The organism is Agrobacterium sp. D14 (assembly GCF_001526505.1).
Taxonomy (GTDB): domain Bacteria; phylum Pseudomonadota; class Alphaproteobacteria; order Rhizobiales; family Rhizobiaceae; genus Agrobacterium; species Agrobacterium leguminum.
In genome coordinates this window covers 174,556-196,446 of sequence record NZ_ASXX01000008.1, presented here as the reverse complement: position 1 = coordinate 196,446, position 21,891 = coordinate 174,556, and the positions used below count along the sequence as shown (strand labels likewise).

Annotated in this window: 28 protein-coding genes; 20 read left to right on the top strand and 8 right to left on the bottom strand. The window is 61.1% G+C overall.

Going from position 1 to position 21,891, the window contains the following annotated elements:
• Nucleotides 1-76: 76 nt before the first annotated feature.
• From L901_RS07395 to L901_RS27635, 6 genes are all read left to right on the top strand, one after another.
• Nucleotides 77-499 carry an antirestriction protein gene (locus tag L901_RS07395; RefSeq protein ID WP_059754995.1) on the top strand — a complete coding sequence of 141 codons (423 nt, stop codon included), beginning with the start codon at nt 77-79 and terminating at the stop codon, nt 497-499.
• A gap of 37 nt (nt 500-536) precedes the next feature.
• A complete protein-coding gene (locus L901_RS07390; protein ID WP_147401455.1) occupies nt 537-1,028 on the top strand; it encodes a hypothetical protein in 492 nt (163 codons plus the stop codon).
• Nucleotides 1,029-1,122: 94 nt separating this feature from the next.
• Nucleotides 1,123-1,416 (top strand): hypothetical protein, encoded by a 294-nt coding sequence (locus L901_RS07385; protein ID WP_059754989.1) that lies wholly within the window; start codon nt 1,123-1,125, stop codon nt 1,414-1,416.
• A 218-nt stretch (nt 1,417-1,634) separates the two neighbouring features.
• Entirely contained in the window at nt 1,635-2,825 is a 1,191-nt protein-coding gene (locus tag L901_RS07380) for a hypothetical protein (RefSeq protein WP_059754987.1), read from the top strand.
• Between the two features lie 83 nt (nt 2,826-2,908).
• The gene (locus L901_RS27640; RefSeq protein ID WP_245289603.1) at nt 2,909-3,451 is read left to right on the top strand and encodes a hypothetical protein; all 543 of its coding nucleotides are present in this window, start codon (nt 2,909-2,911) and stop codon (nt 3,449-3,451) included.
• Complete coding sequence (locus L901_RS27635) at nt 3,418-3,882, top strand: hypothetical protein (protein ID WP_245289602.1); 465 nt, start codon at nt 3,418-3,420, stop codon at nt 3,880-3,882. The genes L901_RS27640 and L901_RS27635 overlap by 34 nt, the downstream gene beginning before the upstream one ends.
• A 5-nt stretch (nt 3,883-3,887) precedes the next feature.
• Here the strand turns inward: L901_RS27635 and L901_RS07365 are convergent, their stop codons facing one another.
• Both L901_RS07365 and L901_RS07360 read right to left on the bottom strand, forming a co-directional pair.
• Complete coding sequence (locus L901_RS07365; protein WP_059754981.1) at nt 3,888-4,094, bottom strand: hypothetical protein; 207 nt, start codon at nt 4,092-4,094, stop codon at nt 3,888-3,890.
• Between the two features lie 93 nt (nt 4,095-4,187).
• Nucleotides 4,188-5,378 (bottom strand): DUF1173 domain-containing protein, encoded by a 1,191-nt coding sequence (locus L901_RS07360; protein WP_059754978.1) that lies wholly within the window; start codon nt 5,376-5,378, stop codon nt 4,188-4,190.
• Nucleotides 5,379-5,631: 253 nt separating this feature from the next.
• Here L901_RS07360 and L901_RS07355 point away from each other — a divergent pair, with 253 nt between their 5' ends.
• From L901_RS07355 to L901_RS26920, 8 genes are all read left to right on the top strand, one after another.
• On the top strand, nt 5,632-5,832 hold the full coding sequence (locus tag L901_RS07355; RefSeq protein ID WP_059754975.1) for a hypothetical protein: 201 nt from the start codon (nt 5,632-5,634) through the stop codon (nt 5,830-5,832).
• 71 nt (nt 5,833-5,903) lie between these two features.
• On the top strand, nt 5,904-6,218 hold the full coding sequence (locus L901_RS07350) for a DUF6117 family protein (RefSeq protein WP_059754972.1): 315 nt from the start codon (nt 5,904-5,906) through the stop codon (nt 6,216-6,218).
• Nucleotides 6,202-6,609 carry a hypothetical protein gene (locus L901_RS07345; protein WP_059754969.1) on the top strand — a complete coding sequence of 136 codons (408 nt, stop codon included), beginning with the start codon at nt 6,202-6,204 and terminating at the stop codon, nt 6,607-6,609. Before L901_RS07350 ends, L901_RS07345 begins: the two co-directional genes overlap by 17 nt.
• A gap of 99 nt (nt 6,610-6,708) precedes the next feature.
• Complete coding sequence (locus tag L901_RS07340; protein ID WP_059754967.1) at nt 6,709-7,020, top strand: hypothetical protein; 312 nt, start codon at nt 6,709-6,711, stop codon at nt 7,018-7,020.
• A gap of 121 nt (nt 7,021-7,141) precedes the next feature.
• Complete coding sequence (locus L901_RS07335) at nt 7,142-11,608, top strand: bifunctional class I SAM-dependent methyltransferase/DEAD/DEAH box helicase (RefSeq protein ID WP_059755070.1); 4,467 nt, start codon at nt 7,142-7,144, stop codon at nt 11,606-11,608.
• 12 nt (nt 11,609-11,620) lie between these two features.
• The gene (locus L901_RS07330; RefSeq protein ID WP_059754964.1) at nt 11,621-12,658 is read left to right on the top strand and encodes a toprim domain-containing protein; all 1,038 of its coding nucleotides are present in this window, start codon (nt 11,621-11,623) and stop codon (nt 12,656-12,658) included.
• A gap of 331 nt (nt 12,659-12,989) precedes the next feature.
• A complete protein-coding gene (locus tag L901_RS07325) occupies nt 12,990-13,931 on the top strand; it encodes a DUF2493 domain-containing protein (protein ID WP_059754962.1) in 942 nt (313 codons plus the stop codon).
• 168 nt (nt 13,932-14,099) lie between these two features.
• Entirely contained in the window at nt 14,100-14,798 is a 699-nt protein-coding gene (locus tag L901_RS26920; RefSeq protein ID WP_147401457.1) for a hypothetical protein, read from the top strand.
• 5 nt (nt 14,799-14,803) lie between these two features.
• On the opposite strand, the gene L901_RS07315 is transcribed toward L901_RS26920, so the two are convergent.
• Together L901_RS07315 and L901_RS07310 are read right to left on the bottom strand one after the other, a co-directional pair.
• A complete protein-coding gene (locus L901_RS07315) occupies nt 14,804-15,211 on the bottom strand; it encodes a type II toxin-antitoxin system VapC family toxin (RefSeq protein WP_059754957.1) in 408 nt (135 codons plus the stop codon).
• The gene (locus L901_RS07310; RefSeq protein WP_059755067.1) at nt 15,208-15,468 is read right to left on the bottom strand and encodes an AbrB/MazE/SpoVT family DNA-binding domain-containing protein; all 261 of its coding nucleotides are present in this window, start codon (nt 15,466-15,468) and stop codon (nt 15,208-15,210) included. The genes L901_RS07315 and L901_RS07310 overlap by 4 nt, the downstream gene beginning before the upstream one ends.
• Nucleotides 15,469-15,671: 203 nt before the next feature.
• Here L901_RS07310 and L901_RS07305 point away from each other — a divergent pair, with 203 nt between their 5' ends.
• The 4 genes from L901_RS07305 (at nt 15,672) to L901_RS27360 (ending at nt 17,772) form a co-directional block, all read left to right on the top strand.
• The gene (locus L901_RS07305; RefSeq protein WP_059754955.1) at nt 15,672-15,938 is read left to right on the top strand and encodes a type II toxin-antitoxin system Phd/YefM family antitoxin; all 267 of its coding nucleotides are present in this window, start codon (nt 15,672-15,674) and stop codon (nt 15,936-15,938) included.
• Nucleotides 15,935-16,333, top strand: a complete 399-nt coding sequence (locus tag L901_RS07300) for a type II toxin-antitoxin system VapC family toxin (RefSeq protein ID WP_059754953.1) — start codon at nt 15,935-15,937, stop codon at nt 16,331-16,333. Before L901_RS07305 ends, L901_RS07300 begins: the two co-directional genes overlap by 4 nt.
• A gap of 608 nt (nt 16,334-16,941) precedes the next feature.
• Nucleotides 16,942-17,265 carry a DUF736 family protein gene (locus L901_RS07290; RefSeq protein WP_059754946.1) on the top strand — a complete coding sequence of 108 codons (324 nt, stop codon included), beginning with the start codon at nt 16,942-16,944 and terminating at the stop codon, nt 17,263-17,265.
• Nucleotides 17,266-17,604: 339 nt separating this feature from the next.
• Nucleotides 17,605-17,772, top strand: coding sequence for a hypothetical protein (locus L901_RS27360; RefSeq protein WP_183044069.1), 168 nt, complete (start codon nt 17,605-17,607; stop codon nt 17,770-17,772).
• Nucleotides 17,773-17,920: 148 nt separating this feature from the next.
• Here L901_RS27360 and L901_RS07285 read toward each other — a convergent pair whose 3' ends face one another.
• Complete coding sequence (locus L901_RS07285) at nt 17,921-18,259, bottom strand: WGR domain-containing protein (protein ID WP_245289609.1); 339 nt, start codon at nt 18,257-18,259, stop codon at nt 17,921-17,923.
• 346 nt (nt 18,260-18,605) lie between these two features.
• Here L901_RS07285 and L901_RS27630 point away from each other — a divergent pair, with 346 nt between their 5' ends.
• Both L901_RS27630 and L901_RS07275 read left to right on the top strand, forming a co-directional pair.
• Nucleotides 18,606-19,013 (top strand): hypothetical protein, encoded by a 408-nt coding sequence (locus L901_RS27630; protein WP_245289601.1) that lies wholly within the window; start codon nt 18,606-18,608, stop codon nt 19,011-19,013.
• A gap of 96 nt (nt 19,014-19,109) precedes the next feature.
• Nucleotides 19,110-19,352 (top strand): hypothetical protein, encoded by a 243-nt coding sequence (locus L901_RS07275; protein WP_059754940.1) that lies wholly within the window; start codon nt 19,110-19,112, stop codon nt 19,350-19,352.
• Between the two features lie 5 nt (nt 19,353-19,357).
• On the opposite strand, the gene traG is transcribed toward L901_RS07275, so the two are convergent.
• The 3 genes from traG to L901_RS07260 are packed head-to-tail and all read right to left on the bottom strand — an operon-like array spanning nt 19,358 to nt 21,784.
• Nucleotides 19,358-21,277, bottom strand: coding sequence for a Ti-type conjugative transfer system protein TraG (gene traG, locus L901_RS07270; protein ID WP_059754937.1), 1,920 nt, complete (start codon nt 21,275-21,277; stop codon nt 19,358-19,360).
• Nucleotides 21,274-21,507 carry a conjugal transfer protein TraD gene (locus L901_RS07265; RefSeq protein ID WP_020810000.1) on the bottom strand — a complete coding sequence of 78 codons (234 nt, stop codon included), beginning with the start codon at nt 21,505-21,507 and terminating at the stop codon, nt 21,274-21,276. The genes traG and L901_RS07265 overlap by 4 nt, the downstream gene beginning before the upstream one ends.
• Complete coding sequence (locus L901_RS07260; RefSeq protein WP_059754934.1) at nt 21,497-21,784, bottom strand: TraC family protein; 288 nt, start codon at nt 21,782-21,784, stop codon at nt 21,497-21,499. The genes L901_RS07265 and L901_RS07260 overlap by 11 nt, the downstream gene beginning before the upstream one ends.
• Nucleotides 21,785-21,891: the final 107 nt, after the last annotated feature.

Sequence of the window (21,891 nt, the reverse complement as noted above, 5' to 3'; positions counted from 1 at the left end):
AACTCATCATCACTCACTCAAAGGCCCGGCCATCGTGCCGGGTCCTTTCTATTTTCTAGTCATTGGAGACAAGACGATGTCGATGTCCGTTACCGCGCCTCAACGCGCCACCATAGTCCCCGACGAACGCCGTCTGCTGTTCCTGCCTGCCTTGTTCGGCAGCTCACTCCTGATGGTCGCCGAAAACGCCGTTTATGGTTTCATGGAGCGCCTCAGCCCCCTCGATTACGGTGGCGGCTTCTGGGATTTTTACGAGTGCGAAGGCAAGCCGCTCTTTCTTGCACCGAGGTCCAAGTCCCGCTTCCGGATCACCGGCGATATCACCTGCTTCCAGGGTGAGGTTTCTGCCGAGGCGGCGGGGATCATCGCAACGATGTTCGCTCATTCGCACCTGTCGTTCCAGTTTCAGTCCGATCTGCTCTCCGAAGGATACGGGCGCCTCTACGCCTATTCGGCCGATCATCCCGAGGCTGCCGAGATCTACCAGGCGATCGACTAAGGCCCTCAGGGTGTCGCCGCCGCGCAAGAACTGTTCGGTGACGAGATCACCAACAGCGACGGGCACTGAGGTTGCGACCGAAACGCTTGGCCACCAGCATCTGACGGAGGATTGCAGGATACTGCCGACCGCCGGCGAGTGGGTGAAGGACTTCGATCCGCCCGCCTGGTTGCCGAACATGGTGCCGACGGTCGAGGAACTGGTCGAAGACGATGTTCTGCGTTTCGGCGGCGGGGCGGCGGCTTACCGCGATCTGCACCTTTGGTTCTATGACCCAAAACGTTGGGTCGATGGTCCGGCCTGGTTCCTGTTTCGCCATCATGCCTATGGTATGTTTGAAGCTGAAGAGCGTTTCGGCCCAGTTCTCGGACACGCCGCTGACCCATCCGTGCCGACCCGCGTCGTCGCCGAACGGCATGTTCAGCGGGTGCTTGGTCGCGTGCCGCCGGCGACGGACTTTCTGCGGCGGATCAGGGGCGAACGCTGGATGCTCCAGGCGACCTCGCCGCGCAAGCTCGGTCTCGATTGACGTCGATCCTGCTCCCCTTTGCCTTCAAGACGGCTCGGTCCGGATGGTCTTCCTTCCGGTCGAACCGTCGCGCCAATCGAAAAGGAGAAACCCCATGGCGCAGTTGGAAACCCTGACTGTTGTGACCATCTCGACCGGGCATGTGTCGGCTGAGACAGCGGCAATGCTCGATGCGAAACCATGCGTGGACTGGCCGTGCGCAGGAGGACCTTATGCCGGCTACGGCTGGTTCCTCTACGCCCATGACGAAAATTGTGGCGAAGGCGACCAGCTTATTCCCGACGATCTGTTTGCGGTCATGACATGGGCGCGCAACAAAGGTTTCAGCCATGTTCTGCTCGATCGTGATGCCGATCAGGTAGATGAGCTGACGTTCCACGACTGGTAACGCCGCTCGGCCGCCTTATCCCGATCCGGGGTTCAAAGACCGCGAGAGGGAGAGGAGGGCGGCTGCGGGGAGGAGTGCGGGCGTTCAAAGAGAGGGCTTTCCGCGTCTGCCCCCCATTCCGTGCCGGATCGTCGGTGCGGCCACTATCTATTTTTCCCCCACCAGCCCGGTTGGCGCGACAGCGCCAGCCGGGCTCCTTCGTTTCAGGAGCAGCCAACATGAACACCATGATTTCCCACCCATCTGCCATATCATCCGGCTTCAAGGTCGATATCTCGCGCGGCGAACGCATCGGCCGTGTGTCGTCCGAATGGTTCTCGCGCCCCGATGACGAGCGCTACCTCTCGCTTTCGGATCTCCATCGCGCAGTCAGTGAGCGGACCGAGCACGCCCGCGTTCGCACCGTTGAGAGCGCCGACATCCGCGTGGAAGCGACACGCGACAATGCTGAACGCCTTTCCCTCGTCGTTCCCGGCAGCCGCGTGCCGCTCGCGCCGACCCACTGGAGCTACGGGCAGCTTTGCAGTCTGGTGGGCGCACCAGCGAGCTACATGCGCCAGCTCCCCGCGCCGCTCGCCGCCATCAATCTTCAGCATGGGCTCCTCAATCACAGCGCCGAGATGGTCAAGACCCTGGAGATGGAGGACGGGCGTGTCGAATTGCGAGCCGTGACCGGTCCCGAATACGGGCGCATCTGGGACAAGGACCTCGTTGCAGCCGTGATGAGCATCGCGGGCAACGGCACCGGCGACACGATCTGGAAAGTGCCCGGTGTGCTCGACTGGTCGACCATGACCCATAATCCCTTCGTCGACATTACCAAGGACACGACGACGCTCTATGCGAGCGACAGGGACGTCTTCCTGTTTCTCGTCGACGACACGCACCCCATCGAGGCTGGCCGTCTTCCGAATGGTGAACCGGATCTCTACTTCCGTGGCTTCTATGCCTGGAACTCCGAGGTCGGCTCGAAAACTCTCGGCATTGCGAGCTTCTATCTGCGGGCGGTGTGTGCCAATCGCAATTTGTGGGGCACCGAAAATTTCGAGGAAATCACCATTCGGCACTCGAAATTCGCCGCGCAACGCTTCGCCCATGAGGCCGCTCCCGCCCTGACGAGCTTTGCCAATTCTTCGCCTGCGCCATTTATTGCCGGCATCCGCGCCGCCCGCGAGCGCGTCGTTGCCCGCAGCGAGGAGGATCGGTCCGATTTCCTGCGCAAACGGGGTTTCACCAAGGCCGAAACCGGCAAGATCATCGAGACGGTGCTTTCTGAAGAGGGGAGGCCGCCGGAGTCCATCTTTGACTTTGTCCAGGGCATTACAGCACTCGCGCGTGGCAAGGCCCATCAGGATACGCGGCTGGAACTGGAGGGCAAGGCGCGCAAGCTGCTCGAAAGCGCGGTCTGACCACGCCACGTCCTCGTTCATCAGAACTCTCCATCGCCCGGCCATCGCGCCGGGTTCTTCATATTCGCGAAAAGGCAATCGTCATGATCAATCTCGAAACCCGGATTTACACGGACCCGCCAATCCCTCTCTCTGACATCACGCCGCTCGAAAAGCTCGTATTGACCCACGTGCTCGAATGCAGCGAAACCGAAGCAGGACTTGTCTTGTTCACCGACTTTGGCTCGACAAATCCGATCAGCGTGAAGCGGAAGCCGCTGCTCGAAGCCTACCGAACTTCGGCACTGCAGGCGAACAGCGCGCTCAACGACTTCATTGCCAGCCGCGTCGTTGCGCTCTTGCCCGCACCTGCCGAGGTCGATGCGGAGGTGATGATCGATATCGACCTAAGCGAATTCCCGTGGCAGTTCGTCGTGCAGGACATCGTCGCGCGGTCGCCGAACATCTCGGAGGTGACGGTGATCCAGTGGATGAACCATCCCTCACAGCGTCCTGACACCTACGGCGCCAGCGTATCACTGATTACCGCCAGTGCCATCCATCATGCGACCAGCGAGGATCTATTGGCCCGTTTCCGGTTACAGGACCGGGCTTGTCGCGCTCAAGCACATCGCTTGCCCCGATAGATGGTGCTTCGGCTGGAGACGGGCATCGCGCGTTCACGGTCAGCGAGGTCGAGGCCGCTCTGTGCACCTGGGAAGCGATGCTGTATTTCCGGGGTCTGCACGAAGACGGGCGCGCGGTCCCGGATAGCATCGCCCGAATGTCGAAGCTGTGGGACGCGGGCGGCTGGCAGGCGATGCGATTGTGTGCCCTGGAGATCGTTCCTCTCGCGCAGGATGCCTATGCCGCCCTTTCCAATGCTCTGGAGAAGGACGGTTTCACCTTCGATTTCGACTTCATTCCAGCAGTTGTGGGAACGTTGCTTTGGTCGGAGGAAGGACCCTATCGCGACGGCGAACCCGAGGATTTTTTCGAAAGTGTGATGGCGGCGGTCAAACGCCAACGGCAGGATATTGCCGCTGCTGCGCTGTCCGGTTCCAAAGTTGGTCTATGACACGATCAGGCGCGGATCACGGCTGGCGGCGTGGCCGTCGTTTCCGATAGTGACACCCCCATGGGCGTCTCTGTGTCCCCGACCTTCTGTTCTGCTGCAATCGCGTCGCCGGCGGTCTTCAGATCGATGGGTCCCCAGATCGACGTCTCTTTCCGGGTGAGGCGACGCCGGTTCTTAAACTCGACGACGAACGGCTTTTGCTCAGGCTTCATGATGCTCCGGTTGGACGTGGTGGATGGATATCTCCACAGCAGGTGTCCTTATTCGCTGCGCCCTGTCAATCGCCGTCGGCCCGGTATCCCGGATCATGGGAGCCGGGGGAGTTCGCCATCCGCCACACGCCAGACCCATGGGGTGATCTCCGGCCGTGTCTCGATCATGTCGGCGAGGGCGTGTTCGTAATCATCTCCGGCGCTTGGCGGGACGATGAACATCGCGACAGGGGCCGGTTTCTGCTCAGGGAGTGTCACGGACACGATCGGCGCTTCGCGGGGCAGGTTGAAACGCAGTCCCTTGACACTCTTCCGCTTCAGGTGGCCGAGCTTCTCCAGCAGCCGCAATTCATGAATGTCCTCGAATGGCAGCCAGTGGTCGTTGACCACCATGAGTGCAACCTCTTCGACCGATGCGATGCCGGCGGCGGAGATGCCGAAGGTGGCAATGACGATCAGATGGAAGGCCTCGCTCGCGCGCCACAGTTCGAGTTCGGTCTCATAGCGGGCCGCAAGCCGCCGCCATGCGCCGTCCTCGATCATCAGCGGGAAGGGCGTGTGCCGCACGACGATCATCTGGCCTTCGCGCGCCGGGGAAAACTCCTTCACCTCGGCCACGATCATCATCAACTTGCGTGGTCCCGACCCGGTAGCCTGCACGCCCTTGAGTGCCGCCGTACGCCGGGCAGCAATGCCATCCTTGTCCTCTGGCTGGAAGACTTCCGGCACGAAAAGCACGTCGCTTAGAGGACCGCCCCGTGCTGACATCTGCGACGCGGCATTGATGAGACTGGCGCGGACCCGACCCCAGCCGCGCCGGCCTGCCCAGGTCGAGCGCCACTCTGTCAATTCGCCAGCTTCCCAGAGATAGTGGAGCATCGCCTTCAGCGACAGTTTTCGGGGCTCGCTGCGAATACCCGGCTCTGACGATTCCGTCGGCGCCGAGGATGCCGCCCGTGGTCCGCGTTTCGTCAGCGAGAAATCCAGCTTCAGTTCGGCATTGCCGCTGGCGTCGATCTGGATTGCGCTCCCGATCAACGGACCGAGGCCGGAAAGCTCGTAGGGTGGTTCGTAGGCCGGGCAGGCGGGATCATGCTCGCGCCCGGATAGTGGCATGCGCTTGACGAGATACTGATCGTCCAGCCGCGCGATGTACATCGGCACGCCCGCCTCTTTGCAAAGACACATTGGACGAAGCCGCTGCTCGTAGGCGTGCGGAAGAAGTGCCCGAAACTGCGGCGAGGATTCGTCAAGGGTTTGATCTCCGATCGTGAATTTCCGCACCCTCGTACTCCCCATTGCTTTGGTCGACGCTACATGATCGCCCACGTTTTTACTATCTAAAAATAATCAGTAAAGCGGCGAGGCAACCCCGATCGCGCCTCGTTTCTGGCCCGCGCCGACGCGCTTCGTACATTGTTCGTTGCGGGTAATCAGGCGGCGGCCGGGAGAGGATGGCCGTGGACCAGGCGGCCCTGCTGAAGTTAGAGAGCGCATTTCAGTTTGGGCTGCTTCATCCGCGCTCGGAGAAACCCCGATGAATGACATTGCCTATCAGCGTCTGTGCATCCGGGCGAATGTCGGCTGGCGTCACGTTGTCCGCGTTGCCGCCTGCCAACTCGATCGCAGGATTCGATCCGACCCCAAACATCGCTTTGCACGAAAGCGCTTCTACCTTTCGATGCTGACTGAGTACCGCGCCGACCAGCGCTATCTCGTCAACGCCTTCCGGCTTTGAAGTCGCGCTTGAAAACTTCCCCAACCCAACCGCCCGGCGCCAGCCGGGCTTTTCGTTTCCAGGAGGAGACCATGGCGATACCAGACTATGCCCGCACCAACTTTGAAACCCTGCTTCGTGCCGCCAGGGATGGCAATCTCGCGCTCATGGAGTGCCTCGACGCCAGGACCGAAGAACCTCGCTTCGTTCTTTGTGCAGTCGGCGGTGATGGCGGAGATCGCGTGTTCACACCATTCGGACACCTGGCGGCCGGTAACCCCTATGACGCCTATTTCCCGCCGGATCCCAACGATGCCAGCGGATTTTTGACCGGCGGCACTGCCGGTTCGAGCGAGCCCTTGTCGGCCACTGGGAGCAAGGGAGGCGACGATGAAAATCTGGCGTAAGCCGCGACCGGGCGATCCGCCACCGCATTTCGCCCATTCCCTCGCTTCGGTTGAACTTGGCTGGCACGATCCCGGCCGCTATCGGTTGACGCCGTCAGGTGCGCCCGATGTCCCGGCGCTGGTGCGTCCGGGCATGGCGGTGCGGACGTCCTACGGCACGAGCGGCATCGTCATTGCGGTTGAAGGTCCTGTCATCCATGTCGCGCCTGATGGCAGGGAGTTTCCGCATTTCACGATCGTCTATGTCCCGGCCGACCGCATCGGCCGGTATTCGAAGCTCGACCGCAACTGGATCAACGATTGTGTCGCCGTCGACGGCCGCATTCTGGAGCTGCTCGAAGCCAATAGCGACGAGGTCTTCATCGAGGCCACTTCCGCCGGCCCACCCTGACCATTCGCGGGCGAACGCCCGCCCTCCACCTCCATCTTTCCCAACTAGGCCCGGTGCTCTGAGGAGTGCCTGGGCCTTTCCGCGTTTCAGGAGAGCCTTATGACCCTGTCAGCCATTGCCCGTCCGCGCGCCGTCGCGCCGGTCTTCCTCAACTTCCGTTCCGAGATCGTCGAACCCGTCCGTTTTGCCATCGTCTATTGGGACGGCCCGGGAGACACCCTCTACGCCTTCGAGGATCGTGAGGCTTTCGACCGCCAGCGCGCCTGCGCCGAGCGCCATTTCGTCCATGTCCAGCAACTGTCCGCTGATGAAGCCGCAGCATGGATCGCGGGCGGCGGCAAGGCCGTCCTACACGTGGTTTCCGTCGCTGGCGTCGCGGCCTTTGGCAATCTCAAGCTCGCGCCCGGCTGAAGGCCGGGCGCTGGCCACCTCGATGGCAAAGAGGAAGAGAGGGGCCGGAAATGGGTGGCTTGGCGGGGTTTGGAGAGCGCCCGGTATGGCCAGCTCTTTCCCGCTCTCGATGAGGTCTTTCATGAACGCCATCTCCTCCCGTGCTGCCAACACGGTCGCCGTCTCGCGCGGCTCACCCAATGACCGTGGCCGTGGCAGCAAAATTCTCGCCGCCGGCGAGACGCTCCTGCCTTTCCTCGAACGTGGCCAATCTATCGGCGCAGCCGATTTGCGCACGATCCTCATCAACGCCTTCGAGGGCTCGGACGCCGAGGGCTTCTGGGCATGGAAGGATGCCTACGAGGCCTGCGAGATCGCGCAGGTGCTCTTCCTGCGCAAGTTCGGAGCAGCGATTTCCGCCCGCGCGAATGCGCCGCAGGCGGCGCTGGCGATGCTGACCAAGGTTGCGGCACTGCTTCCGACCCACACGCGTCGCTCGGAAGAAAGCCAGAAACTCCAGCAGTTTTCCACACCGATGCCGTTTGCCTACGTTGCGGCCCGCGCCGCCGGCATCCTGGCGGACGACGTTGTGCTCGAACCGTCTGCCGGCACGGGCCTCATGGCGATCTTCGCGGAACTTGCCCATGCGCGACGCCTCGCCCTCAACGAATATGCGCCGGTTCGCCGCTCCCTCCTCCAGCATCTCTTTTCCGGATCGACAGTGACGCAGCACGATGCGGCGCATATCGACGATCATCTCGATCGTTCGATCCGTCCGACGGTTGTGCTGATGAACCCGCCCTTCTCGGCGGGCGTCCATGTCGAGGGTCGCATGATTGAGGCCGCATGGCGTCATCTCGCCTCCGCCTTCGCGCGCCTTGCGCCCGGCGGCCGCCTGGTCGCGATCACCGGCTCCAGCCTTTCCCCCGACAATCCCAAATGGCGCAACGCCTTCATTCGCCTGCAGGAGCGTGGCACACTTCTGTTCAGCGCTGCGATCGACGGCTCGGTCTATGCCCGGCACGGCACGACGATGGAGACGCGGTTGACGGTGATCGACAAGATCGCTGCGAACAATCCCGCGAAGCTCGTCTCCTCCACGGGCACAGCTCCTGACCTCACGACATTGATGTCGTGGATCTCCGGCCTCGCACCGCGCTCGCCCTCGACCGCGCAAAACTCTATCGGTGCACTTTCCAACGGGATCCTGCGCGCCTGCGCCGCGAAAATGGCTGCACGCAAAGCGAGCGATACGATGCGTCCGGCGGCGGTTGGAATACCCGGTCCCGTGGCTTGCGCGCAGCGCCTGATGGTTTCACGATCTGAGGCCGCCCAGGACGAGATTGTCGAGCTGGCCTACGAGATACATGATACAGTGCCGGTCGCGCGCGCGGACGTCGCCGATGGCATCTACGAGCCCTATGAATTGCGGGCCATCCGGATTCCCGACGCCAAACCACACCCGGACAAGCTTGTCGAATCCGTCGCCATGGCGTCCGTCGCGCCGCCGAAGCCGCGTTATCGGCCGCATCTTCCCAAGCGCCTCGTCACCAACGGCGACCTCTCCGATGCCCAGCTCGAAAGCATCATCTATGCCGGCGAGGCCCATTCCGGCCATCTCGCCGGCCACTGGAAGGTCGATGCTTCCTTCGACAACCTCACGGCCGTCACGCCGGAAACCGAAGATGCCGTTCGATATCGTCGCGGCTGGTTCCTTGGCGATGGAACCGGTGCGGGCAAGGGGCGGCAAGCTGCCGGCATCATCCTGGACAACTGGTTGAAGGGCCGCCGCCGGCATGTGTGGATTTCCAAATCCGAGACCCTGATCGAAGACGCCCAGCGCGACTGGAGCGCGCTCGGTCAGGAGAAACTGCTGGTGACACCACTCTCGCGCTTCCGGCAGGGCAAGCCGATCAAGCTGGAGGAGGAGATCCTGTTTTGCACCTTCGCGACGCTGCGCACCGATGAGCGCGAAGGAAAGCGGTCGCGCGTCCAGCAGATCGTCGATTGGTTGGGTCAAGAGGCGGGGAGCGTCGAAGCCGCGACGGGGAAGGCAAAGAGTTTCGATGGCGTCATCATCTTTGATGAAGGCCACGCCATGGCGAACGCCGCCGGCGGCAAATCCGACCGCGGCGAAAAATCTGCCTCGCAGCAGGGCCGCGCTGGTCTTCGCCTGCAGCGCGCTTTGCCCAACGCCCGTGTTGTCTATGTCTCGGCAACCGGTGCATCCGAAGTCGAATCTCTTGGCTATGCCGAACGTCTGGGACTCTGGGGCAGCGCCGATTTTCCGTTCCCAACTCGATCCGAATTCATCGCGGCGATCGAGGACGGCGGCGTCGCGACGATGGAGGTGCTCGCCCGCGACCTTAAGGCAATGGGACTCTATGCCTCCCGCTCGCTGTCCTTCGAGGGTGTCGAATACGAGATCCTGGAACACGCCCTGACTGAGGAGCAGGTTCGCATCTACGATTCCTATGCCGAGGCCTATCAGGCCATCCATCATCGTCTCGACCAGGCGCTGGAAGCTTCCGGCATCACCTCCGCAGGCGGCACGCTCAATAAAAACGCGAAGGCCGCCGCCCGCTCCGCCTTCGAAAGCACTAAGCAGCGCTTCTTCAACCATCTCCTGACATCGATGAAGACACCGGCGTTGATCGGCGCGATCGGTAAAGATGTCGAGGATGGTCATGCCGCCATCGTCCAGCTCATCTCCACCGCGCAGGCGATGACGGAGCGGCGGCTGGCGGAAATCCCGACCGAGGAATGGAACGACATCCAGGTTGATGTGACGCCCCGTGAGATCGTCGCGGAGTATCTGATGAACTCGTTCCCGACGCAGCTCTTCGAGGAATTTACCGACGCGGAGGGTAATCTTCTGTCGCGGCCCGCCTACGACACCGATGGCAATCCGGTCTTGTGCCGCGAAGCGGTTACCCGCCGCGATGAACTGCTGGAGAAGCTCGGTAGCCTGCCGGCGATCCCGACAGCACTTGACCAGATCGTGCAACATTTCGGGACGGAGAAGGTCGCCGAGATCACCGGCCGATCCCGGCGCATCGTCCGCCGTGATGGCGGCGGCGCGTTTGCCCGCTTTGCCGTGGAAAGCCGGCCGGGCAGCGCCAATCTCGACGAGACACGCGCCTTCATGGATGACGAGAAACCGATCCTCGTCTTCAGCGAGGCTGGTGGCACGGGCCGCTCCTACCATGCAGACCTGGGCTGCAAGAACCAACGCCAGCGCCTGCACAATCTGCTCGAAGCCGGCTGGCGTGCGGACGTGGCGATCCAGGGCCTTGGTCGCAGTCACCGCACCAACCAGGCGCAGCCGCCGCGTTTCCGCATGATCGCCACCGACGTCAAGGCCGAGCGCCGCTTCCTGTCGACGATCGCCCGGCGCCTTGATAATATGGGCGCGCTCACGCGCGGTCAGCGCCAGACCGGCGGGCAGGGCATGTTTCGCTCGAATGACAATCTCGAATCACAATATGCCCGCGACGCCCTCCGGCAATTCTACAAGCTCATCCACCGCGGTGAGATCGCTGGCTGCTCGCTGGAAACATTCGTGGCGATCACCGGTCTTTCTCTCACGGACGAGGAAGGCGGCCTAAAGGACGAGTTGCCGCCGATCCATACCTTCCTCAATCGGATGCTGGCGCTGACCATCGCCATGCAGAACCTGCTGTTCGAATCTTTCGAACAGTTGCTGGCAGCCCGGATCGAAGGGGCAATCGCCGCCGGCGTCTATGACAAGGGACTGGAGACGCTGACCGCCGACCGTATGACGCTTAGGGATCGCAAGCTCGTCTATACCCACCCGGTCACCGGCGCGCAGTCGCACCTGCTCACCATCGAACGCATGGACCGCAACAAGCCGATGATGCTCGCGGAGGCCTTACAGATGGCGGCACGCGACCCACGCGCAATGCTGATGGTCAACGGCAAGTCCGGCCGCCCGGCGGTGATGATCCCGACGCGCTCGATCATGCTCGACGATGGCACTGTCCAGCCGCGCGTCGCGCTGATCCGGCCGATGGACGAACTGCGTTTCGAGGTGCGTCAGATCGAAGAGACGAACTGGGAGGAAGCGGACAACCAAGTGTTCTCTGCAGCCTGGGATGCCGAGGTAGCGAGTGCCCCCGAGTTCTCGACGTCGACGCTGCATGTCGTCTCCGGGCTGTTGCTGCCGATCTGGAAACTGCTGCCGCAGGACTATTGCCGGGTCTATCGCCTCCAGACCGATGATGGCGAGCGTATCATCGGTCGCGTGATCGCGCCCGCCGGTCTTGCCCGGCTGTGTAGCAACTTCGGTATCGACGGGACGCAGGTTCTGAGCCCCGGGCATGCCTGGAAGTCGGTGGCCGACGGATCCTCAATCATCAGCCTTGCCGGCGATATGACGCTGCGCCGAGTGCGCGTCATGAGTGATAATCGCGTCGAGTTGACCGGTTTCACCGACGGCATGCGCGATTGGCTCCGCTCCATCGGTCTCTTCTCCGAGATGATCGCCTGGAAGCTACGCTTTTTCGTGCCGGTGACGGAGGAGGGCTCTGCGATCCTCGCGAAGCTGACGCAGCGCCATCAGCTGCTCGATGTCGTCGGCCGGCGTTGATGGAGGCAGACCATGCTTTCTGCGGCCGAACTTGCAGACCGTCTCGCGCGCGATGCCGAGGCGGTCTGCCGTCATTACCTCTCCGCCGGCCGCAGGGCCGGCAATTACTGGATCGTCGGCGATATCGCCAACACCAAAGGCAAGTCGCTCTATGTCCATCTCGCTGGCCCGCGTGCGGGGCGGTGGGCTGACGCCGCGACGGCCGAATATGGCGATCTGCTGGATCTTGTGCGGGAGACCTGCGGGCTTGTCGATTTCCGCGACGTTGCCGACGAGGCACGGCGTTTCCTCAGCCTGCCTCAACCCTCAGCGGTGGCGCCCCATAGGGGCGACGCCCACAGCGATCCGCCGGTCGTCAGGCCGGCGGACGAACGCGCCAAGCGGCTGTTCCGGATGACGCAGCCGCTCGCCGGCACGCTGGCCGACAGCTATCTGCGCCAACGCGGCATTTTACGGGCGGCTTTGCTCCCAGCGCTCCGCTTCCATCCGTCGTGCTATTATCGGGAGCTCGTGACGGGCAGGACGAGCAGCTTCCCGGCGCTGATCGCGGCCGTGACCGACCCCGCTGGGACGATCACCGGCGTGCATCGCACCTGGCTAGACCCTCACGGCGATGGCAAGGCGAAGATCGACGATCCCCGCCGCGCGCTCGGCGGTCTGCTCGGCAATGCGGTGCGGTTCGGCTTCCCGGTCCAGCGCCCGATCCCGGTCATGGCTGTCGGCGAAGGTCTCGAAAGCATCTTGTCGCTCATCGCTGTGATGCCAGCCATACCGATGGTCGCGGCGCTGACCGCCAATCACCTGGCGGCCTTCCGGCTGCCGCCCGGATGCGAGCGCCTCTACATTGCCGCGGACGCTGACGCCGCTGGCCGGCACGGTATCGAAGGATTGAGTCGCCGCGCGCAGGAATGCGGGATACTGCCACTCGTCCTTGCTCCGGAACTCGGCGACTTCAACGAGGATCTGCGGCAACTCGGACCGGACCGGCTGATCGCCAATCTCAGGGCGCAACTCGCCCCGGAGGACATCCATGCCTTCCTGCCGGCGTGATGAGATCGTGACGGGGAGGCGGGGAGGGGTGCGGCGGCGCGGGTGGAAAGCCGGCTGGTCTATGCCCGGTCACTGCCCGGAATGGCGCACCTGCGGGCCTGCCGAGAGGCGACCCTTACCATCTGGCCATCAGGCCTCCAACCACCGGGACCCAAGTTTTTTCCCCGCGCCGGCAAAGCCGGCGCTCCTCGCGGGACAAAAAACTTGGATCCCGGCGGCCCGGCGCTGCGCTGGGCCGCGGCGTGGACGCCGCGGTTCCGGCCCGCCTGCCGGATGGACAGGGATCGCCGTCAGGCCGCGAAAGGCGCGGCCCAAACCGACGGAGACCATCATGAACGTCCTGCTTCCCATCGACACCGCCGCTGAACCGCACCACGCATCATCTCCAACTGACAGGTTTATCTACGAGATGCAGGTGTTCGGATATCGCCCTTTCCAGGACGAACCGGATCCGCGCCCGCTACCGGAAGAGCCGGTGGTCCAGTCGGCGCTGACCGCGATGTTCGATGCCTTTGCCGAGATGCTCGGCGATACCCGGCTGGAGACCGACCTTGAAGACCTGCTCTGGTCGACGGTCAATCTCTTTCACCGTGCCGGCGAGCGCATCCAGCGAGAGCTTCAGCGTAATGAGGACGCACAGCGCAACGGCCAGCGCGAACAGGACGGTTCGGAGGTGAAGAGCGTCGAGCTTGAGCGCTATATCGTCGAAGGCATCACGCTCCTCGAGCGCCGCAATGCCTTCGAGTTCATGCGCGATTATGCCGCTGACCTCTTCGAAGCACAGACCGGATCGGCATGGCGGCCACGCACGGGCTCAAAGGTCAGCCACGCCAACATGACTGCTGCGATGATCGATAGCAGAGATTTCCTCTCCGCTCGCCGACACGCCGAGACAGAGGTGCTGATCCCGGCGGGGACAAAGATCGCTTTCGCTGGCGGCATGGACTACAACGATCACGAGGCGATCTGGGATGCGCTCGATCGCGCCCATACGAAATTTCCCGACATGGTCCTGTTACACGGCGGTTCGGTGAAAGGTGCCGAACGCATCGCTGCGTGCTGGGCGGAGAACCGCAAGGTCACGCAGATCGCGTTCAAGCCAAACTGGACGAAGCACGCCAAGGCTGCTCCCTTCCGCCGAAACGACGACTTACTGTCGGTGATGCCCGCTGGCCTCATCGTCTTCCCGGGCTCCGGCATCACCGGCAATCTTGCCGACAAGGCCCGACGCTTCGGAATCCCCGTCTGGCGCTTCGGTGGAGACGGCGTGTAAACGATCCGATCCCTTCAGAGGCCGTGCAGGCATCCGCAGCATGGCCTTTGAAGTTACACAGTCCATCATGAGCCAAGCGTGTTACCTCTAAAGATCGCAGGCACGGTTGATGGAAAACACGCGGATGCTATAGTTCGATAAGAATAACGTGCGAATGGTAACTATGTGATGCCAAACTCTGTTTCATCGTCTGATCAGCGACGTTCACCTCTTCGTCTCGCGGAGATATTTGTCGTATTTCCATTCCGCACAGCCGTTGTTCTAAGCGCTCTCGGTCTTGTTTATCTTGTGGTTTCACTCAGACAGGATGAAAGCCCGGCTTGGCTCGCAACCGCCGCAGCAGCAGGTGTATGGGTTCTGGTCCTCGCAAGTGTTGTCCGCTCTGTGATTGCACTGACAGCAGCGTCTGACAGCCACTATAATCATGGTGCGAGGATAACGGTGACAATGCTCGGAAAATTTCTCCTGGAACTGCCCGAACTCAAGCGCAGGTATCTTGAGATGAGGTTCGAGGATCCGGAATCATCGATACGGTTCCGTTTCCCGTGGCAGATGGCTCGTGGCGCTGTTTCTCCGTCGCTTCGGTGTATCGAGGTCCTGCTTCTGCTGGTGGGCGCAATTCCTTCCGTGCTGATCTTTCTCGCCTTTGGCTTGATTGTCGGCAACGCCGATGCATGGGGACCGGCGCTCGGACAGCCTTCTTTTGCGATCGCAATCGCTTTCGGATGGGTTATCGTCCTTCTGAGTGCTGTCGCTGTCTTGCTTGCTTTGATCGACGCAGTGTTGCTGCTCTTCGCTGAGAGTATCAGGCCGAGTTTCGCGAACAGGGCACATCGGGTAGGGAATTGGTTAACGTCTCTCCGTTGACGGCGTTATTCAGTCGACCAGTCTTCAACACGCAGTTCGTCTACGCGGTTGAACTCGCCGAGATTGTTGGTGACGAGTATCAGGCCGCGGGCTTTGGCCTGACCTGCTATCAAGACGTCATAGGGACCGATAGGCGTTCCCTTTGCGGCGAGAGCCGCCCGGATCTCCCCCGCGACAAAAGCATCCCGTTGATCGAAGTCGAGGATTGGAAAATCAGCAAATAACAGGCGCAATGTTTCCAGGTTGTGCTGGACCTTTGCGCTCTTCTGGGCTCCAAAATACAATTCATGTGCGACGATCGATGGCAGACCGATCGTTCCTTCGGCGCTTTGAAACACCCGATGGGCCAACACGTCCGATCGACGGCCGATCAACGCAATGACTGCATTCGTGTCGAGAAGATGCGAAATCACGGAAACACCGTGTTAAGCTCCGGCCGGTCCTGTGGTTTTGGCTGCTCGCGCCCGCCTTCCATGAAATCGTCGCTCACGCCGCGCGCCATTGCTGCTTTCAGGGACGACCATGCTTCACCACGCTCGACGTGCGGGCGCAGAATGAGTGCATCGCCCTCCTGTGTTATGTCCACACGATCGACGTCGAAACGAAATTCTTTCGGCAGGCGAACCGCCTGAGAATTACCGGATTGAAATACGCGTGCAATATGGGGCATGGCGCGCTCCTCTTTGTATATACCGTAATGTATATACGTCGTTTTTGCCCAGATTTCAAGTAATAACACATCCAAGATCAACATGCGGGTTAACGACCAGGGCAGATGTCGAGTAAGCGCCATGCCCTGCACAATAATGAATCCCAAGCCTTGCATTTCCGGCGATTTGTGTACACATTTCCTACTCAAAAAGGAGACTCGCCATGCCTCAATCCCGGCAACAGACATCGTCTCCTCGCCGTGTCGGCGTGCGGGAGTTTCGCGGCAACCTGACGTCCTTCCTCAAACAGGTCGAGGATGGTCAGCGGTTTGTTCTTACCTCCCATCATAAGGTCGTCGCGGAAATCGGACCGCCATCAAAGGATATTGTCGTCCGCAAGCCCGGCGCGTTGCGCGGGAAGATCAAAGTTGCCGAAGACTTCGACAACCTGCCGGCGGATGTTCTGGCCTCGATGGAAGACGAGGCGTGAGGCTACTCCTTGATACGCATGCCTTGTTGTGGTGGCTGAACGACGACGAGAAGTTGGGGAACCATGCGCGTCGCCTTATCGGCGATCCCGAGAACGATGTCCTCGTCAGTACCGTTTCCCTTTGGGAAATTACCGTGAAGCTGCGGATCGGCAAGCTTGATGCCGATATAGAAGAGATTCTTGCGATCTTGCCGGATCAGGGTTTCGATCGGCTGGACATCACAGAAGCGCATCTTATCGCTCTTGCTGCTCTCCCGCTTCATCATCGCGATCCCTTCGATCATCTCCTCATGGCGCAGGCCGTGGCGGAGGAGGCGCACTTCGTTTCGCAGGATCAGAATGTTGCGCTCTACGGCATTCCGTTCGTGACCTGCTCGGACCCTGCCGCCTTCTGATCTTCGACGGGCCTGGCTCCATCGACGAAGCCGGCCCCGATCGCTTGGGTGCCGCGCTTGCCGGTGGTGGTGTGCCCGGCGGATACCAATGGCTCAGGCGGCCGGCCGCTGACACGCGAGTTGACAAAAGTCCGTATCCGATGCCTCCGCGACGCTTTATCCGATATTGCCGTGTGGTCTGCGGGTGGCGTGCGGTCACGGTGCCGACCTCGTGGGCTGAGGAAAGTGTGATGTCGGCACGGGTATGCTCATCCGCATGCAGCAGTCGCAACTAGACCGGGACGTGGACCCGGATGGCGGCGAAGCGCTCAGGAGGCAGGTGGCCAATCTCCCGCAGCGCTGGACCGGGCCGCCAATGGGTTTCGCGCCCTTCCATTGCTCCGAACCATTCCCGTTTTATGTCGCTCGTATAGACGACCGCCTGCTTTTGCGGCCAACCCCTGAAGGGGTAAGACTCGGCCGAAATTTTTGCGAAATTCGATTTCAGTTGTTTGCTTCTGGCGGAAAATAGAATTTCGCAAAAATTTCGGGCGAGCTGACCGCAGCAGGTCAGCCGTCTCTTCGTGCGCCATCGGGAATGGTCCCGAGCAACCGAAGGAGACAGAACCATGGCCACCACGATCGCAACCCTGACGCAGAAGACCGACGGCATCCTCGAAGGCGTCTTCGCCACCATCCGGGTCAACGCCCCGATCGCCATCGTCCCGAACGCCAACAAGGCAAGCGAGGAAGCCCCCGACTACCGCGTCATCCACCGCAAGACCGGTTTCGAGATCGGCGCAGGCTGGAACCGCATCGCCCGCCAAACCGGCGAGGAATACCTCTCCGTCAAGCTGGAGGCTCCCGAGATCGGCGTCATCTTCGGCAACCTCGCCCAGGCACCCGGCGGCGACCCGAGCAAGAAGGTGATCCTTTGGAACAATCCGAACTGAACGGCGAGCATCGGCCCCGAGCGATCGGGGCCGGCTTCCGCGAGTGAGGCCCGCCGGCCGAGAGGACTTGAGGAATGATCGCGGGCATCGAGCCCGCGATCATTCTTCTGGTGCCACACGAGACCAAACCCTGTCTGCTCAGAACACCAAGTCTGCCGTGAGGATCGCGCCGCCTCAAGGACATCGCGGCCCCTCCAATTTTCAGCCGACGCCCTCTGGGGCGCCGTCAGAAAATCGGTTCCTCCGCTCGCCGCCTCCGGCGGTCGCTACGCGATCCTTGACCCGACCCGATCCTCACGACCCTCGGCGTCATCTTTCACAAACGTCAAGGAGACGAAGATGACCCTGGAACAGCACATCGAAGAACTGCGGATGGAGCTCAGGAACTGCTGGGACCGCGAGGAACGCCGCGAGATAGAGGCGGAGCTGGAAGCCGCGCATGGCAAACTTGACGCCTGGCTCAACGAAATGGTGCAGGATCTGCGGGATATGAAGCCTCCCTTCTGAGGGAGGCATTTGCCGTGTCACCAAGCCCGGTCCGCCGGATCGACCGGCGGACCGGGCTCAGCTGCGCTGCGCGCTTACAATGATCATCGATGAACAGGTCTGCCCCTCCTCGTAACCAGTCTGCAGGTGGCGCTGACCGTCGCATTCGTCAGGCGATACGCTCATGCCGGATAGTCTTCGGTCGATAACCACGAGCCCGTTTCCGGCGGACGAGATCGAGGAACAGATGCACCGCGTCTTCCTCTCGCTCGAAATGATGCATCGTCATCTGCCCGTCGAAGCCGATGCGGCCCCATCGGCGGGTCAGACAGAGAGTACCGAACAACGTCGGTTCGATCGTGAGTGCGTAGTAGCGCGCCATGTTTTTGGCGGGGTCCGTGCGTTCTATATAGAGCTGGTACGGTTGAATGAGCATGGCCCAAGAATCGCCGATCGGGGAAACCCCGTCCAACGACAGTTTTGAATCTATTGCCATGCAACGATTCATTTTGCTGATGGAATGATGCTGCGGCAAAAAGCGGTAGCCGGGCAAATCGGCTATCGCCGACCGGGCTCTAGTCGCGCCGTTCCGTCGCTCCCTGAGCCGGCTTCGCCGGCTCGGCCTTCGGTGACGATCCCTTTTGCAGGCGGCAACGATATCGGCCAGTCGCTGAACCGCAGGAGACATCGTCGCTGGATGCGGTTGGCTGATCGACGCTGGACAGATGGAAGTTCGCGCCCAAACAGTCCGTTCTTGCTTTGATCTCCATAGTGACCTAGTCTTCCTTTGGCCGACGGTATCAGATGTTGGCCGCGTGGGAGCGTGTGTGCAATTGATCAGACAAGACGGTGCGATGAGCGAAACCCAGCCTCGAGCCAGAATCCTTTCACAGGCCGCTCGACGGAACCCTGTTCTGCGACTGGCGTCGTTTTTTTTCGCCCGGCTGATCACCGTGATCGTCGTCGGAAGTGCCATGGCCGTGTTCTATTGTGCCTGGCATCTCGCGTTTTTTCTGCTTTGCATGTTTCGACCCGTCGTCAATGTTCTTGTTCTAGGCGGTGTCGTCATGCTGCCGCTCTCGTTCGCAGCCATGGTAAAGCCGGAAGCGGCGAACGGAATGCCATTCTGGGCGATCTTCCTGATGGCGGTCGGCTCCATCAGCTTCGCGATGGCTTATTCGAAGTTCGTCGACTGGTTCACGCCGCCGGGCGAGGCCGATCCGTTCAAGCGTTATCGCCGTTCCGATTGGGTGATGCGTTAGCGACCACACTGATCACTCGCTTTCACCGCTCACGGTTGTTAATGTGCGCGCGAGAACTGGCGGAATCCATCGAACGAACTTTGAAGAGGATATACTATGTCGTCAATTCAGAAAGCCGCCGCCGCAACTGCCGAAATTGATGGGCATGTCTTCACGGCCCTCGAAGCGCTCCGTGGATTCGATGGACGCATCGCGAACGGCTACGGTGTCTACAGCGATCCTTCGAACCTCCGGCGCGATCTAGTCGAAGCCCGCAAGGCAATCGAGTCTGCGCTCAGCGTCATGCAGGCAACGACATGGCCGACCGCCGCCGAATACGATCGCGAGGAACACGCCTGAATTCTTCACGGCTTGGATTTGACGAACCGATTGGTTTTGGCAGCCTCATTCATGGTCTTACGCCGGAAATAGATCGCCCGCCCGCAGCGGATCGGGCTATGCCCTTGCACGATGATGATCTGCTCGTCTTTCCGCATCGACTGCGTAATCTCGTGCGGCATGATCAGCGGCCGGCGTTGAAAGTTGAGGCTCTCCGATTTGCGCGATGCGCTGTTCTTCGTGTCCCAGCCGATGTTTCGGGAACTGCCCTTCACTTCAACGGTCATCTCCCCACATTGTGCCGAGACGTTGCGCGCCGTCTCCAACGCTTTGATCGCGGCATAGCTCGCGAACGCGCAGCCATCGATCCATGAGACCGCGCCGTCTTTTCCAAAATGCCGTTCCAGCTGACCGACGGACTGGTAGAGGAGCATCATGCTGATGCCGTACTTACGGCCGCGATCGCGCGCTTCTTCCAGCACGCGCATGTAGCCGAGCAGGTCCACTTCGTCCAACATGAACAGGGCGCGGCGCTCGAACGCGCCGTCGGCCTCGATCATCGCGTTGATCAGAGAGCCGACGATCACACGTCCGATCCCCGGATAGGATCGCAGGATCGATGCGGGGATATTGAGGAACACGTCTTTTTTGCCTCTGATGAGATCGCTGGGCTTGAATGTGTTGCCGCAGACGAGCGCCGCGTAATTGTCGAGCGAGAGCCACTGCGTATCTTTCGACGCGGTCGAATAGACGCCAGAGAACGTCTGCTCTGTCATGTTGACGAACACGCCCAGCGTTTCGCTGATGAACTTGGATGCTGAATGCTGCTGAACGTCACGGAGCATGGCGAGCACGGACGTCTCCGGCTCGGAGACGATCTGGCGAAGGCTGCGCAGATTGCGCCGGCCTTCATATTCCGGCGACAGCATGACGTGCGCGAGCAGGCCGGTCAGCAGGTTATGCGCCTGAGACTGGAAGTAGGAGCCGGTGGAGGATTCGAAGCGCACGCTTTCCGAAAGCAGCATGTGGGCGATACCGACGATGTCCTGTTCCTTCTGCCTCGACGTCTCGATGCCATCAAGTACGTTGAAGCCCATGATCGGGTTCGTCGGGTCGAGCACCATTACCTGACGCCCAAGTCTCTCCCGCCGATGCTCGACGACCATCGGTGCCACCTCTGTCGACGGATCGAGGCAGATCAGCGGTCCCGAATACCGAAGAGCCGTCGGAATGACGTTGCTCGTGGTTTTGTACCCACCGGATCCGGCGAAGAACAGCATATGGGTGGAATCGAAATCCTGCTTGTAGGTGAGCAGCGGCGCTTTGCCACCCTGTCCCCAAGTTGCCGGATCGTTCGGATCGAAGGGCAGCGCATGGACGATTTCCCTGTCGACGCGGTAACGCTCCCCGACGACAATCTCGCCGTCGTCGGGGAAGAGCCGGCCCGCCGCGGACATCGACAGCCAGTCCGCGTCTCCGAAGGTGCCGCGCCTGGCGCGCTTTACAGGTTCGGATACCACCGTCGAAATGCGTGCGGACACGGCGGTCGCCATGAAGCCGACAACACCGCCGACGACGGCCACCATGTCGAGGAACGACAGCGCCTGGTTCCATGTCACAGCGCCGCTCTCGACGGAACGTGAAAGCCGGCTGAATTCCCGCAGCACATAGAAGCCAGCGACCGATAGGAAGCACATGAGCGTCGCCATCGCGATCGGTCTTCGCCGATGCAACGGCAACGCCCAGACTGTCAAAAGCCCAGCCAGCGGTCCAAGCAAGAGAACCGGAACAGGAGCGGCTCGAAGGAACCAGTATTGCGTTTTCCCCGTCATGCCCACGGCAAGCTCTGGCCAGTGCCAGCCGATGACATAGGCGGCAAACGCGGTAACTGTGATCGGCACAAAAGTGAGCAACAGGCTGGGATGCGGCTTTGCCCTTATTGTCATTCTGCCGCCTCGATCATAGGCGGGATGTTGCCATCCAGAATAGGGGCCTTGAAAGCTTCCTCGCCGATGCCCCGAAGCCGCCGATGTTCGAACGAGCTCGGCGCGATCCTCGCAAGCTCTAGCAATCCGCCAAGCAGGAAAGCGCGGTCGGTCTTCGACAGTCCCGCTCGGACGACGATGCCGCCGAGCAGGAATTTTTCGCGGGCCTCCTTTTTCCGGTCACCTGTCATGAGGAACCTCCGTCGCCGCTCCAGCGCCACCACCTGCCGATCCACGCGGCGCAGCGAATGCGCCAGCAGGCTTTCTCTTCTCCCCTCTGCGAAATCGCGCTGCGATCTCTTCGAAGATGCGATCGACCTCCTCGTCGGCGATCTCCATCTCCGCTAGTCCCGATTTCGTTGCTGCGCGGGCAAATCGATCAGCTGATTTGACTATTAAAGTTCTTCTGCGTTCGCGCAGTTTTTCGATTTGCGCATCGATATCGAGAATTGACGGTTTAGCAGCCATATTCTGGTCCTTTCCAATTGCAGTAAACTTTCTGCTTTTCGATTTAACTAACTAGAAAATAGTAGTCAAATAAGCTACGTTGCACAAGTCCCCAAAACGTCGATGCC

Bases quoted from the DNA above. Each gene is read 5' to 3' on its own strand.
- L901_RS07395 (WP_059754995.1), top strand. From the start codon at position 77: ATGTCGATGTCCGTTACCGCGCCTCAACGCGCCACCATAGTCCCCGAC.
- L901_RS07385 (WP_059754989.1), top strand. From the start codon at position 1,123: ATGGCGCAGTTGGAAACCCTGACTGTTGTGACCATCTCGACCGGGCAT.
- L901_RS07380 (WP_059754987.1), top strand. From the start codon at position 1,635: ATGAACACCATGATTTCCCACCCATCTGCCATATCATCCGGCTTCAAG.
- L901_RS27640 (WP_245289603.1), top strand. From the start codon at position 2,909: ATGATCAATCTCGAAACCCGGATTTACACGGACCCGCCAATCCCTCTC.
- L901_RS07365 (WP_059754981.1), bottom strand. From the start codon at position 4,094: ATGAAGCCTGAGCAAAAGCCGTTCGTCGTCGAGTTTAAGAACCGGCGT.
- L901_RS07355 (WP_059754975.1), top strand. From the start codon at position 5,632: ATGAATGACATTGCCTATCAGCGTCTGTGCATCCGGGCGAATGTCGGC.
- L901_RS07350 (WP_059754972.1), top strand. From the start codon at position 5,904: ATGGCGATACCAGACTATGCCCGCACCAACTTTGAAACCCTGCTTCGT.
- L901_RS07345 (WP_059754969.1), top strand. From the start codon at position 6,202: ATGAAAATCTGGCGTAAGCCGCGACCGGGCGATCCGCCACCGCATTTC.
- L901_RS07340 (WP_059754967.1), top strand. From the start codon at position 6,709: ATGACCCTGTCAGCCATTGCCCGTCCGCGCGCCGTCGCGCCGGTCTTC.
- L901_RS07335 (WP_059755070.1), top strand. From the start codon at position 7,142: ATGAACGCCATCTCCTCCCGTGCTGCCAACACGGTCGCCGTCTCGCGC.
- L901_RS07330 (WP_059754964.1), top strand. From the start codon at position 11,621: ATGCTTTCTGCGGCCGAACTTGCAGACCGTCTCGCGCGCGATGCCGAG.
- L901_RS07325 (WP_059754962.1), top strand. From the start codon at position 12,990: ATGAACGTCCTGCTTCCCATCGACACCGCCGCTGAACCGCACCACGCA.
- L901_RS26920 (WP_147401457.1), top strand. From the start codon at position 14,100: ATGCCAAACTCTGTTTCATCGTCTGATCAGCGACGTTCACCTCTTCGT.
- L901_RS07310 (WP_059755067.1), bottom strand. From the start codon at position 15,468: ATGCCCCATATTGCACGCGTATTTCAATCCGGTAATTCTCAGGCGGTT.
- L901_RS07305 (WP_059754955.1), top strand. From the start codon at position 15,672: ATGCCTCAATCCCGGCAACAGACATCGTCTCCTCGCCGTGTCGGCGTG.
- L901_RS07290 (WP_059754946.1), top strand. From the start codon at position 16,942: ATGGCCACCACGATCGCAACCCTGACGCAGAAGACCGACGGCATCCTC.
- L901_RS27360 (WP_183044069.1), top strand. From the start codon at position 17,605: ATGACCCTGGAACAGCACATCGAAGAACTGCGGATGGAGCTCAGGAAC.
- L901_RS07285 (WP_245289609.1), bottom strand. From the start codon at position 18,259: ATGAATCGTTGCATGGCAATAGATTCAAAACTGTCGTTGGACGGGGTT.
- L901_RS27630 (WP_245289601.1), top strand. From the start codon at position 18,606: ATGAGCGAAACCCAGCCTCGAGCCAGAATCCTTTCACAGGCCGCTCGA.
- L901_RS07275 (WP_059754940.1), top strand. From the start codon at position 19,110: ATGTCGTCAATTCAGAAAGCCGCCGCCGCAACTGCCGAAATTGATGGG.
- traG (WP_059754937.1), bottom strand. From the start codon at position 21,277: ATGACAATAAGGGCAAAGCCGCATCCCAGCCTGTTGCTCACTTTTGTG.
- L901_RS07265 (WP_020810000.1), bottom strand. From the start codon at position 21,507: ATGACAGGTGACCGGAAAAAGGAGGCCCGCGAAAAATTCCTGCTCGGC.
- L901_RS07260 (WP_059754934.1), bottom strand. From the start codon at position 21,784: ATGGCTGCTAAACCGTCAATTCTCGATATCGATGCGCAAATCGAAAAA.